The organism is Paenibacillus sp. FSL H8-0332 (assembly GCF_037963835.1).
GTDB lineage: Bacteria > Bacillota > Bacilli > Paenibacillales > Paenibacillaceae > Paenibacillus_AQ > Paenibacillus_AQ rhizoplanae.
Genome location: NZ_CP150145.1, coordinates 2,165,840 through 2,178,400 on the forward strand (window position 1 = coordinate 2,165,840; position 12,561 = coordinate 2,178,400).

10 protein-coding genes are annotated in these 12,561 nt (G+C 54.5%); 9 read left to right on the forward strand and 1 reads right to left on the reverse strand.

What is annotated here, in order from left to right; translation table 11 throughout:
- Nucleotides 1-10: 10 nt before the first annotated feature.
- The 9 genes from NST43_RS09310 to NST43_RS09350 all read left to right on the forward strand — a co-directional run bounded on the left by NST43_RS09310 (nucleotide 11) and on the right by NST43_RS09350 (nucleotide 10,489).
- Nucleotides 11-847 carry a carbohydrate ABC transporter permease gene (locus NST43_RS09310; protein WP_211723038.1) on the forward strand — a complete coding sequence of 279 codons (837 nt, stop codon included), beginning with the start codon at nucleotides 11-13 and terminating at the stop codon, nucleotides 845-847.
- Between the two features lie 102 nt (nucleotides 848-949).
- Nucleotides 950-2,314 (forward strand): extracellular solute-binding protein, encoded by a 1,365-nt coding sequence (locus NST43_RS09315; protein ID WP_339223979.1) that lies wholly within the window; start codon nucleotides 950-952, stop codon nucleotides 2,312-2,314.
- Between the two features lie 84 nt (nucleotides 2,315-2,398).
- Nucleotides 2,399-4,147 carry a histidine kinase gene (locus tag NST43_RS09320; RefSeq protein ID WP_339223981.1) on the forward strand — a complete coding sequence of 583 codons (1,749 nt, stop codon included), beginning with the start codon at nucleotides 2,399-2,401 and terminating at the stop codon, nucleotides 4,145-4,147.
- Nucleotides 4,125-5,747, forward strand: a complete 1,623-nt coding sequence (locus NST43_RS09325; protein ID WP_339225379.1) for a helix-turn-helix domain-containing protein — start codon at nucleotides 4,125-4,127, stop codon at nucleotides 5,745-5,747. The genes NST43_RS09320 and NST43_RS09325 overlap by 23 nt, the downstream gene beginning before the upstream one ends.
- Before the next feature lie 106 nt (nucleotides 5,748-5,853).
- Nucleotides 5,854-7,206 carry an FAD-dependent oxidoreductase gene (locus NST43_RS09330; protein WP_339223983.1) on the forward strand — a complete coding sequence of 451 codons (1,353 nt, stop codon included), beginning with the start codon at nucleotides 5,854-5,856 and terminating at the stop codon, nucleotides 7,204-7,206.
- 23 nt (nucleotides 7,207-7,229) lie between these two features.
- On the forward strand, nucleotides 7,230-9,350 hold the full coding sequence (locus NST43_RS09335; protein ID WP_339223985.1) for a family 16 glycoside hydrolase: 2,121 nt from the start codon (nucleotides 7,230-7,232) through the stop codon (nucleotides 9,348-9,350).
- A 177-nt stretch (nucleotides 9,351-9,527) separates the two neighbouring features.
- Nucleotides 9,528-9,779 carry a hypothetical protein gene (locus NST43_RS09340; protein WP_339223987.1) on the forward strand — a complete coding sequence of 84 codons (252 nt, stop codon included), beginning with the start codon at nucleotides 9,528-9,530 and terminating at the stop codon, nucleotides 9,777-9,779.
- Between the two features lie 125 nt (nucleotides 9,780-9,904).
- Entirely contained in the window at nucleotides 9,905-10,207 is a 303-nt protein-coding gene (locus tag NST43_RS09345) for an iron-sulfur cluster assembly accessory protein (RefSeq protein ID WP_173137830.1), read from the forward strand.
- 42 nt (nucleotides 10,208-10,249) lie between these two features.
- Complete coding sequence (locus tag NST43_RS09350; protein WP_042211965.1) at nucleotides 10,250-10,489, forward strand: DUF1450 domain-containing protein; 240 nt, start codon at nucleotides 10,250-10,252, stop codon at nucleotides 10,487-10,489.
- A gap of 830 nt (nucleotides 10,490-11,319) precedes the next feature.
- On the opposite strand, the gene NST43_RS09355 is transcribed toward NST43_RS09350, so the two are convergent.
- On the reverse strand, nucleotides 11,320-12,453 hold the full coding sequence (locus tag NST43_RS09355) for a class I SAM-dependent RNA methyltransferase (RefSeq protein WP_339223990.1): 1,134 nt from the start codon (nucleotides 12,451-12,453) through the stop codon (nucleotides 11,320-11,322).
- Between the last annotated feature and the right edge of the window lie 108 nt (nucleotides 12,454-12,561).

A 12,561-nucleotide genomic window follows, 5' to 3' on the forward strand; every position in this document is an offset into this window, starting at 1 on the left:
ACGAAAGGCAATGACAAAGAGAAAATTCAAGACCGGCAATCTGATCTTTACGGCCCTGTTCGCCCTGCTCTCGGTATTCTTCTTGATGCCGCTGGTGTGGATGCTGTCCGCCGCCTCCAAGACGGAGAAGGAGGTCTGGACCTTCCCGATTCAGTGGATTCCCACCGACTGGAATCTGGTCGCCAACTTCAAGGCGGTGTGGATGGGCGATGTGGCGTTTGGATTGTTCTATATGAACTCGCTCAAAATCGCCCTGATCTCCACCCTGGCGACCATTGTAATCTCGGCTATGGCCGGGTATGCGCTCGCCAAGCTTGATTTCAAGGGCAGAACCGTGGTCTTCACCCTGATGCTGGCCTTCATGATGATCCCGGAGCAGGCGACACTGGTTCCGCGCTATATTATGATTAAGGAGCTGGGACTCTACGACTCCCATGCAGCGCTCATCCTGATGGGGATGTTCTCCAGCTACTTCACCTTCCTGCTGCGCCAGTTCATGATCGGCATTCACAATGATATGCTGGAAGCTGCCGAGCTGGACGGTGCCGGATTCTTCAGGATCTTCTGGAGTGTAGCGCTGCCGCTGAGCCGGCCGATTCTGGCTACCGTAGGGATTATCAAGTTCATCTGGACCTGGAATGATTACCAGGGGCCGCTGATTATGCTGAATTCGACCAAGCTGTACACCATTCCGCTCGGGATGCAGTTCTTCAAGGAGGAATTCGGCACGCAAATCTCCGTCATGATGATGGCTTCTGTGGCGGCAATCCTGCCGCTGCTGGTGCTCTTCCTGGCGCTGCAAAAGCAGGTCATCGACGGAATTGCCATCGGCGGGGTTAAAGGATAAAGGTCAAAAAAGTGTACGCGTACACCGCATAGCTGTACACGGTGTGCGCGGAGCTTAGATTGTATAATGAGCCTGCAGACCACAAATCAAGGGGGAATTGCTTTGAAAAAACTACCGTTAATGCTAGCCAGTATGCTCCTCATGCTCTCCGTCACCGCGTGCGGCGGGAATGGAGGCAACTCATCAGCGGCAACCGATGCACCGGCCTCGGCTGATCCGGCTACCGGAGGCAGCAGCACAGCCCAGCCCGCAGGCAAAGCGAAGATCAAATTCTACACCTTCAAGGCGGATAAGCCGGAAGAGCCGATCTACCAGGCCGTGCAGGCGTATAACGCAGCTCAGGATAAAGTGGAGGTTGAATACGAATCCCTGGTTCAGAACAGCGACAGCACCGATTTCATGAAGAAGCTGGATATTCTGGTAGCCGGCGGAGAAGTGGTCGATGTGTTCATGACCGGGAATGAGGATGAACTGCTGGAGCGTGCCTCGCGCGGTGTTGTGGAACCGCTTAACTCCTTTTTTGAACAGGAGAGCATCAAGCCTGAGGATGAATATTCCAAGCTGCTGAAGCTGGAGGATAAGGTATACGGCATTCTGCCAAGCTCGACGCAGTGGCTGACCGTCTTCAATAAGGATCATCTGGAAGCCGCAGGGCTGTCCCTGCCTGAGATGGGATGGACCTGGGATGATTTCCGCGATTATGCCAAAAAGCTGACGACACCCGAACACTTCGGAACGTACTTCCACACTTGGGGAGAATATCCGAACGTTATCGCTTACACCGAGAAGCCGCATCCGCAGCTGAGTGCAGACCTGAAGCCGATTTTTGATGATCCGTCCTTCGAGTACTTCTTCAATCTCCGCCGCGTGATGGAGAAGGAAGACAAGAGTGTTGAGCCGTATGCCGATGTGCTGGCCTCGAACTATCATGTGCTGCAGCAGTTTTTTGCCGGAAATGCCAGTATGCTGGCTGTACCAAGCTATGCGGTCAGAGCGGCGCTGAATCTGGAGAAATTCCCGCATGAGTTCCAGAGCATGTACGCACCGCTGCCGCGCTCCGTGGACAGCAAAGAACTGGGCATGACGAATATCTCCGGCGGCGGGCTGGCCATGGGTGCGAAATCAGCGAACAAGGAAGCCTCGTATGACTTCATCCGCTGGATGTCCAAGGAAGCCTATAAGTTCACCAAGGAAATTCCGGCCTTCAAGGGTGTGGACGGAGCAGAGCTGATTAACGGATTTTTCGGTGAAAATACAGACCTGATCGATACCGCCTCCTTATCCAAAACACTGTTCGATCCTAACCTTAAAATGCCCGATACCTTCAGCGTGCCTTACGGCAGTGAGCTGAAAGCGATTGTGGAGAACGGCTTCGCCAGCTACATCCTGGATAACCGCAGCTTCGAGGAGATCAAGGGTGAGATGACAGCCGAGGTGGAAAAGGTAGTTCAGGCCAACCAGAAATAACGAATGAAGCATAAGGCAGCAGAGACTATGGATTATAATAGGGACGAATGAATCTTTTATACTACAGTACAAGGTGGAATGCTTATGAAATGGGTAAGCCGTTTTTCTTTCCATCGCCGGCTGCAGTTCACGTTCCTGATCCTGATCCTGCTGCCTTTTATTGTCGTTACCTTCTGGTCGTACACCTCCGTGAGAGAGAATGTGAGTGATAAGATCGCCCGTTCCAATGAGGAGACCCTGAAGGTGATCGGAAGTCAAATAGAGAAAACCGTAGACAGCATCTCGTTTGTCTCGGTTTATTTCTCTGAGGCGTATGATCCGGCCGTGCTGGAAAGTCTGCGTTATCTCAAAAACACCGGGAACTTCGGGAACTACGGAGTGTATACCCACTACAATAAACTCAAGACTACGGCCAATATCCTGTCCGTGCAGTCGCTGGATGCCGATCTGCAGATTATGCTGGTCAACCGGGAGAACCGGATTCTGATCGGCAACCAGGAGATCCCGGTCTTCTCGGAATTGCCGGAGCGTCTTCTGCAGGAGAGCGGCAGGCTGAATGAGCAGGAAAAAATATCGCTGCAATGGTTCCCCTACGGCGGCACCCCCGCTGCACCGGATTATTATTATGCGGTACGCTTCATTACCGACCCGCTGAACCAGAACAAGCTGGCAACGCTGTATGTGGGCATTCCGAGTCATTATTTCCGCAACCTGCTGGATACGGGCAATCCGGAGAGCAGGCTCTCGCTGGCGGACCAGAAGGGGAGAAGCATCGCTGTCACGGGTGAAGCGGATAATGACAACGAAGGCTCATTGCTGATTAGTGAGGTCCGCATCCCCAAGGTAGGCTGGCTGCTCACCAGCAAGACGCCCCGCGATTCTATCGACAGTCATATCAACCGCGAATTTCTGGTCTCGATATCGGTGGTCGGTCTGTTCTTCCTGGCATTTCTGATCCTGTCGATGCTGTGGGCCGGATATATGAACAAGCCGATCAGCCTGCTGCGGACCAGCGTCAAGCAGTATGTCGGCGGCAACCGCGCAGTGCGGATACCAGTCCGGGGGAAGGATGAGGTGGCGGTGCTGTCAGCCGCTTTTAATCAGATGCTGGACGATATGAATCAGCTTCTGCAGCAGGTCGAGAGTGAGCAGGAGGAGAAAAGGCTGCTGGAGCTTCAGGCGCTGGCGGCGCAGATCCGGCCCCATTTCCTGCTCAATACGCTCAATTCGATCAAGGTGGATCTGCTGCTAAGCGGGGATGAGCCGCACGGTGCCATGATTGATGCACTGATGAAGCTGCTGCGCGTGTATGTCCATGTGGACAAGCCGCTGGAGCTGGCGGAAGAGTGCAGGGTGCTTGGCAGCTACGTGCAGGTGATGCAGATCCGCAACCGTTTGGATATTGCTTTTGAATGTGTGCTGGACGGGGAGGCTGGAGCGGTGATGCTTCCGAGGCTGCTGCTGCAGCCCATTGTCGAGAATGCCATCAGTCACGGCTTCTCGGCCCGTCCGCAGAATCCGGCGATCCGGCTCGAAGCAGAGATGGAACAGGATCTGCTGAAGATCAGCATCAGCGATAATGGCCGGGGGATGCCGGAGGATAAGCTCCAGCGCCTGAACCGGCGTCTGCAAGGCAGTGAAGACACGGCGCTGTGGCCGGAAAAAGGGGTCGGGCTGGTGAACACGGCACGCCGGCTGGAGGTATTGTACGGATACCGTGCGCGGTTGAGCGCGCAGGCAGGCACAGAGGAAGGCATGACGTTTACCCTATATATCCCTATAACCAGTGAGAAGGAGGCGGTTCCCCTTGATGACCCTGATGCTGATAGATGATGATGTCCCGATGCTGGAGTATGTAGAATATCTGCTTGGGTCTCTGGGGCTGGACCTGCAGCTTGTAGCTTCGGCTTACAGCAGTGAGGATGCGCTGGAGCAGTTCCATGACGTTTTGCCTGATCTCGTTATTATCGACATCGGCCTGCCGGGCATGGACGGGCTGGAGCTTGCGGCTGCCTTCCGGATCACGAAGCCGGAGGTGCGGCTGATCTTCCTGACCTGCTATGAGGACTTCCATTACTCGAAGCGGGCTATCCAATTGGAGGCGGATGATTATCTGATTAAGGATGAACTATCGCCCGAGCAGCTTAAGGGCAGTCTGGGCAAAGCGATGAGCCGCTTCAAAAGCCGGGAGGAGCTGCTGGAGCGCTACTCCTTCCGCCAGGCTATTGAGCGCAATAAGGAAGTGCTGAAGCAGAGCTTCCTGAAACAGCTGTTGTCCGGTGCGGCAGACCAGGAGAGTACCCTGGAGTTCGGTGAACGGCTGGGCATCTCCTGGAAGCTGCCTTATCTGCGCCATGGATTCCTTCATATGGATGCCGCTTCGGTAACGGAACGTTACCGGTACAAGGATATTCCGTTGATTCATTTTGCCGTGAACAATATCGCACTGGAGCTGTCCGCCGGAGAGCCTTCCATTACACCTATCATGAGCAGGGAGGCCGACCTCTATCTGGTCTGGAATGTGGCGGACCCCGGGGTTGCGGAGAATACGCTGACTGTCTTCATGCAAGCGGTCATGGACAAGGTGGAGCAGTATCTGAAGATTACCCTGCGGGGCTTCTACTCCGGGGCTTCCGTACCGTTGCGCAACTTCGACTCGCTGTATAAGACGCTCATGGACAGCCGCGATTATAACTTCTATAAGGCGGTTACGCCTATTGCTGCCCTTGATGAACAGGCGGATTTCGGGCAGACCGCTGAATGGCGCGGAGAGAAGGAACGCGGGATGCTGTCGCTGGCGCTGGAGGAGGGGCAGGCCGCCTGGATTGATCTGGCGGTGAATCAGTGGACACAGCAGGCAGCGGCGGAGCGGCTGCTGCCCCGGCTGGTGAAGGAGGCCTGCGGCAATTTTGTGCGGCAGCTGGCCTTTGAGGCCGGGGGGCTGGCTGAGGAGGAGTTCTTCACGCAGCTGGAGCAGACGGTTCATATCCGGGAGGCAGCGGGCTTGACCAAGCGGGAGCTGAGGAATCTGTGGAGACAGCATACGCTGGCCCCGGCTGCCGCAGAAGCGAAGGACATCCGGCTTCAGGCCGTCGACCAGTTCCTGGAGGAGCATGTGGACCAGATGGTGACCTCAACCGATATGGCGGAGCATCTGCATCTGAACGCCAGCTACTTCTCCCGTTATTTCAAGAAGCTGTCCGGCGTTAATTTCACCGACTACGTCAATCAGTACAAAATGAACATGGCGATCACGATGCTGGCACGTCCGCATGAAACCGTGGAGAATGTGGCCTACACGCTCGGCTTCTCCGACCGGGCGTATTTCTCCAAGGTCTTCAAGAAATACAGCGGCCGAAATCCCAGTGAATTCAAGGCTGTGCCGCCGGAAGAGGACGGCAGAGAGCCATCCACGGATGACGCCAAGCCATAAAAGTCAAAACTGTTCACCGGAACAGGCAATCAGTCTGCACGCTATAGCCCCCTCCGCCTCACTATAATGGTGAGGAGTCTAAGTATAGCTTCAAGGAGGAAGAACGATGAATAGAACTGTATTTACCTTGCCTGCAGAGGATATTGCCGTCTCCCATGAGGTGGATGTACTCGTTGCGGGCGGCGGGCCTGCCGGGGTGGCGGCGGCGATATCGGCGGCCCGGAGCGGGGCCCGGACCCTGCTGATTGAGCAGCGCGGCTTCCTGGGCGGCATGGGGACCGTTGCGCTGGTTCCGGCCTTCTGCCCTTACAGCGACGGGGAGAAGGCTGTGGTGCGCGGCATCGGCCTGGAACTGCTGGAGCGGATGAAGGCGGAATGTGAGCCGGAATTCCGCGAACGCTTCGGAGCCGAGCTGGATTGGGTGCCAATCGACCCGGAGGTGCTGAAGCGCGTGTATGACGAGGCTGTTACGGAGAGCGGTGCAGAGGTACTGCTCCATACCGTCGCCAGCCAGACGGTTATGGATACGGACGGAGGCAGAATTGACGGTGTAGTGATCGTCAACAAGTCCGGCCGGAGCCTCATCCGGGCCAAAACAGTCATTGATACGACCGGCGATGCCGATCTGGCCGCCTTGGCGGGTGCACCGTTCCACAAAGGCGGGGAAGCAGGCGAGCTTCAAGCCGCGACCATGTGTTACCTGCTGGCCAATGTGGACCGCAGGCGTTTTGAGCAATACCGGAATGAAAGCGGTGACACGGATCAGATTCATGCAGCCGTACAGCGGGCGCAAGCGGACGGGAAGCTGCCGCAGGGCCGGGACTCTGTCTCGGGGCTGTCCTGGGTGGCCGATTATCTGGTCGGTGTGAATTTCGGTCATGTGTTTGGTATTGACGGCGTAAGAGCCGAGGACTTGACCCGGGGAGCCATAGAGGGGCGTAAGCTGGTCCGCCGCCAGCTGGAATTCTTCCGGGCGTATGTTCCCGGATTTGAACAGGCCCATCTGGTGTCTACTGGTGAGCAGATCGGCATCCGCGAGACGCGGCGGATTGTGGGCGACTACGTCCTGACCCAGGAGGATTTCATGAATATGGCCTCCTTCCCGGATGATATTGCCCGTAACAGCTACTTCATTGATATCCATATGGCGCGCAGCAGCGGGGCGATGCATATTCACCATCTGCCGCCCGGTAAATCCCACGGTGTTCCCTACCGCTGTATGCTGCCGGTTGGCCTGGAGAATGTATGGGTGGCAGGGCGCGCAGCCTCCTCGGACCGTGTGGTGCAAGGCTCGCTGCGTGTGATGCCCAACTGCTTCGCTATGGGGCAGGCGGCAGGAATGGCGGCGGCGATGGCCGCCGGAACGGACAGCTTGAGCCGGAAGGTAGATATTACTGCGCTTCAGCAGGGGCTGGTCGGGCAGGGAGCCTGGCTGGGTGAGGCGATCACAGCGTTATAACTAATTGCGGGAGAGTGATTAGAATGACAAGTAACCATGTGAGACATAATTCAAGGCAAGGCAGGCCGCGCAGGTTGACCCTGCTGGGCATGATTGCATTTTTACTGTTCAGTCTCCTATCCGGCTTATCGGGTCCTGTTGCAGAGGCGGCAGGCAACACATATTACGTCGATTCTGCCCAGGGCAGCGACAGCAATTCCGGCACCAGTGAAGCTGCAGCCTGGAAAACGCTGGGCCAAGTGAACAGCGTGACCTTCAGCCCGGGAGACCGGATTCTGCTTAAGGCGGGCAGTGTATGGAATGACCAGTATCTGGATCTTAAGGGCTCAGGCTCTGAGGGGAATCCGATAACAGTTGACCGCTACGGGAGCGGAGCCAAGCCGCTGATTCATTTCGGCAACACCGCTGTAGGCGGAGAAGGCTTCGGTGTCCGGCTGCGCAATGTCTCGTATTGGGAGATTAATAATCTAGAGATTACAAGCGGACAGCAGCCCACGGATATGCGGAGGAACGGCGTGCTGGTGGTGGGGGATGGAGCAGGAGCGGGGAACTTCCGGCATATTTATATCCGCAATCTCGACATTCACGATATCTTCGGCACAGACCGCCGCACAGGCGGCATCAACTTCCATGCGCGCGGAGCAAATACTGCACCGGAGAGCACCTGGGAAGATATTCTGATCGAGAATAACACCGTGATCAACGTGGCGGATACAGGGATTCAGACGATGACGGATGCTTTTTTCAACAGTGCCTGGACGCATAAGTTCGACGCCTTCCGGGGTGTGGTGATCCGCGGCAATGTGGTGGAGAAGATCCACCGGGACGGCATCCTGGTCAGAGCCAGTGCCTCGCCGCTGATCGAATACAATAAGACGAAGTCCATCGGAGAAGCCTGCGAGGTGAATACATCCATCGTCAATTACCTTGAGGATATCACTGTCGTTGCGGCGCAGTGGGCTTATTATACGAAGGGTGCTATTTTCCAGTACAACGAGGCCTCCGATACCCGGATGCTGGGCGGAGACGGTCAGCCGTGGGACTTCGATATCGAGGTGCACGACAGCATCTACCAGTACAATTTCAGCTATAACAACGAAGGCGGCACGCTGCTGGTCATGAACAACACGAACAATAATATTTTCCGCTACAATATCAGCCAGAACGACAAGGATGCGAACGGGGTGTTCCATCTGGTGAACGGCGGCGGTAATCTTTATGTCTACAACAACATCATCTACCGTTCGGGCACGCAGAATAAGGCGCTGACCCATGCGAGCAACACAGGAATGGCCTATTACACGAACAATATCTTTTATAATGGGGCCAGCGGCCAGTACACGAACAGCCCGAGAATGACGTATGATCACAACAGCTTCTACGGGCTGAATTCAAGTGTTCCGAACGATCCCCATAAAATCACCAGCAATCCCGGATTCGTAAGTCCCGGAACAGCCACCGGCCTCCATTCAGCAGACGGCTATAAGCTGGCTCTGACCTCTCCGCTGCTTAATACAGGGGTGGTAGTTGCCGATAACGGAGGACAGGACTATTTCGGAAATACGCTGTATAACGGCGTGCCGGATATCGGAGCTTTTGAATTCCAGGGTACGATAACACCTCCGGTTACGCTGTTTCAGGATGATTTTGAGGATGGCAATTCCAGCGGATGGACGACTTCCGGCGGGGTCTGGAGTATAGAGGATGACGGTACGAAGGCTCTATCACAGAACTCCGGGACAGGAGAAGCGCTTGCCTATACGGGCGACGCCTCCTGGAGGGAGTACACGTATTCGGCCAAAGTTAAGCTGATGAATACCTTCGCCAACGCGGGACTGCTGTTCCGGTATGCGAATGCTTCCAATTATTACTTGTTCCGGCTGAACGATTCCGGCGACAAGGCAGAGCTGTTCAAAAAAACAGCCGGAACGCTCACGATGGTCAGCAGCGCCAGCTTTGCCGTTACGCCCGGCCAGTGGACTGAGCTGAAGGTGACGGTCAGCGGCAGTACGATTACAGCATCTGCCGGAGGTAACCAGCTGATCCAGTGGACCGATACGGCGGCGCAGCCGGCCGGAGGGAAGATTGGCCTGCGGATGCATTCCAGTACTGCACGGATGGATGACGTCAAGGTGACGGAGTGAACGTTGGCACAGTTCGGGAGGATTCGATTAAATTTTATTTGAAAATGAAACGATTTCTGCAAATTTGCGTAAGATAACAGCAAAGGGTACGGCCGCAATCCTTCCATTAGGTGCTCAGCGGCTGTGCCCTTTTCTATTTCAAGGAATCTTAAGCAAATGAAGCAGGGAGGACTACTTATGAAATTCAGAAAACTGTTGTCGCTCAAACAATGGTCTCATATATTCCGCAGCTCCTGGAAGTATATTGTTTCACCGAATGTCGCTATGGGAGATAAGCTGCTGTTCACTATTCCGGCACTGCTATACTGGGTACTGCCCGATTTCATGCCGTTTGTACCGATTGACGATATCGGGGTAACGATGCTGCTGATGGGCTGGTTCGTGACACGGATGGACCGCAAATATGCGGCGCTAAGCAGCGGAAGATGACGTTTTAGCGAAAAATACTGGTGCAACTGCGGATGAATGTCAGCTAATGGTTGCTTTATCCGCCTGTATTCCTTAAAATGAATTATTGAGTATTTAAACTATAGATGCCTGGGAGATGGAATCGAATGAACGTCAAAATTACCCGCAATGCGGCTAAAGTGATAAAAAAAACCATGGAGCTTGAAGGCAACAGCGAGCTTAAGCTGCGTGTAGCCATTACACATGCCCACGGCGACCATGCCCACTACGGGCTGGATCTGGACACGCCCAAGGAGAACGATGTAGTGGTCTCCACTGACAAGGATATTGATGTCATTCTTGATCCGAGCCAGCCGCTGCTGGACGGAGTGAAGATTGATTATCTCTACTTGCCCGAAGAAGGTTTCGTTATTACTAATCCGTCTAAAGGAAATCATGGCGATCACTAGTTGATCCGCCCGTATTTTACGGACATAAAGAAGGGTTGCTTCATGGCTAACGATATAAGATTATGTGACGAGTGCAATCATATCAAAATGAAGAGCATCGTGCCCAAGCTGCTGAAGATGGCACCTGATGCCGAGATCAAGACAGGCTGCATCTCCTACTGCGGACCTTGCGGCAAACGCCCGTTCGTCTACATCAACGGCCGTTACATCAGCGGTCCGACAGAAGACGAGGTGCTGGCCAAAGCAGAAGCTTTCGTTAAGCAGCCGGCAGTGAAGAAATAGACAAGGTGCTGGAATAGATTCTGGTGAAGGAATAGATTCAGAATCAGGTGAAGGAATAGTACTTGGTGAATGAATAGGTTAGTGTAGTGCAGCTCCCGCACAGGTTGGCGGGGGCTGTTTCTGTTGTCGGCGGAGGATTGTTTCTATTGCTCGAAGTGTTAGGGTAACCGGAGAATAGGTGGATTTTCTCCATTTGCTGAGGGATGATGGGGCCTGGTGGCGGGAGTAGTTGGAAATATGGCACTTAAATTCTGCGACTTCACCCCAAGTAGCGAAAACGAACAAAATTAGCTGCTATTTATCCACTTGTTTCCGTCCATCTTCCGGAAATAAGGAAATTAAGATACATTTATCCACTTGCTTGCTACGGGAGGAGATGTCTTGGGCATCTTCCCCAGTAATCCTCAGTCTCTTCATAGCATTCCCTCTGGACTTCCACAGCAATATCCGCAATCCTACACTATTTGCAACAATCGTAATTCCTATGGGTCCCTGTGCCGGAAATCCTGCCTGAAATGCAACATTCCAAGCTGCTGCGGATTCATTTCGGCACAAAATCCTGCAAAATGTGCAACAATGGAGTTTATGTGGCCGCCATCAAAGGGGGATCATGCCTTTTGTGCAACAATTTTGAGGAACGGTTGGCCTTAACCCAACCCCCAAACAACAAGAAGCCTTAAGTCCGCAGCGCGAAATAGCTGCAAAGACATAAGGCTTGTTAAGAGTTACTTCATATCCCTTAAAGCTAATTCCACGAGTCTAGCTACCCAGCTAAGCTGGGGCTCCCGCTAAATCACGGGTCTCGCTACTGAGCCACGCTGGTGCTCCCTCTATTTCCGTGGAGGCAGCGGTCCCAGGTATTGATAGTATTGGCATTCGATCCGGCCGTTATAGAGCTTGCGGCGCTTGTCCGACTTGCGTCCGTAGTATTGCTCGAACTCCTTGTACGGGCTGATGGCGAAGAAGGACCAGGTGGGCAGATAGAGCATCATCTCGCCGAACTGGCGGGTCAGCTTCTCCACTTCCTTGTCATTGCTGATGCGCTCGCCGTAAGGCGGGTTGGTAATGATGCAGCCATATTCGCCTTCCGGCCGGGCCTTCGCAGCCGCCATATGCTTGAATGTGATCTCACCGGAGAGTCCGGCGCTCTTCGCCGCCGCTTCGGCGATCTCAATCGCGGCCGGATCAATATCCGTTCCGGTCAGCTGCAGCGGGTAATCGTCACGCACCGCATCGAAAGCTTCTTCGCGGGCTTCTTCCCACAGGCGCCGGGGAATCTCCGGCCAGTGCTCGGACGGAAAGGAGCGGCGCAGGCCCGGCGCGATATTCCAGGCGATCATCGCGGCTTCGATCAGAATCGTGCCTGATCCGCAGCATGGATCATAGAGCGGACGATGGCCGTTCCAGCGGCTGAGCTGGATCAGAGCCGCAGCCATAGTCTCTTTCAGCGGCGCTTCCGTAGCCTGTCGGCGGTAGCCGCGTTTGTGCAGGGCCGGGCCGGTGGTGTCCAGGGTGATCAGCGCGATATCATTCAGCAGGATCACTTCTACCACATACCGGGGTCCGTTTTCCGGGAACCATTCGGTGTGGTACGACAGCTTCAGCTTCTCGACAATGGCCTTCTTAACAATCCCTTGGCAGGCAGGTACACTGGTCAGCTGAGATTTATGCGAACGGCCCTCTACCGGGAATTCGCCGTTCTCGGGAATCCAGTCCTCCCAATTAATCGCCTTCACTCCTTCGAACAGCTCATCGAAGGTTTTGGCCGGGAACTGGCCCATCTTAACCAGTACACGGTCCGAGGTACGCAGCCACAGATTGCAGCGGCAGATGTCGATGTAATCCCCGCTGAACAGGACCCGTCCGTTCTCGATCGTGGTCTCATAACCCAGCTCGTTTAATTCGCGTGCTACTACAGCCTCCAGCCCCATAGGGGCGGTGGCGATCAATTGTAATTTGCCCAAGTGCGCTCAACTCCGTTTAACTTGTGGATAAATACGTATAGCCAGTACAATAAGAGTAACTGGTTTATCATCTGAACCTGTAGAACGTTCAGCTTACAGTATAGGGTA

Excerpts from the sequence above, each read along its gene's own strand:
- NST43_RS09330 (WP_339223983.1), top strand. The coding sequence starts at position 5,854 with ATGAATAGAACTGTATTTACCTTGCCTGCAGAGGATATTGCCGTCTCC.
- NST43_RS09335 (WP_339223985.1), top strand. The coding sequence starts at position 7,230 with ATGACAAGTAACCATGTGAGACATAATTCAAGGCAAGGCAGGCCGCGC.
- NST43_RS09340 (WP_339223987.1), top strand. The coding sequence starts at position 9,528 with ATGAAATTCAGAAAACTGTTGTCGCTCAAACAATGGTCTCATATATTC.
- NST43_RS09320 (WP_339223981.1), top strand. The coding sequence starts at position 2,399 with ATGAAATGGGTAAGCCGTTTTTCTTTCCATCGCCGGCTGCAGTTCACG.
- NST43_RS09345 (WP_173137830.1), top strand. The coding sequence starts at position 9,905 with ATGAACGTCAAAATTACCCGCAATGCGGCTAAAGTGATAAAAAAAACC.
- NST43_RS09350 (WP_042211965.1), top strand. The coding sequence starts at position 10,250 with ATGGCTAACGATATAAGATTATGTGACGAGTGCAATCATATCAAAATG.
- NST43_RS09310 (WP_211723038.1), top strand. The coding sequence starts at position 11 with ATGACAAAGAGAAAATTCAAGACCGGCAATCTGATCTTTACGGCCCTG.
- NST43_RS09325 (WP_339225379.1), top strand. The coding sequence starts at position 4,125 with ATGACCCTGATGCTGATAGATGATGATGTCCCGATGCTGGAGTATGTA.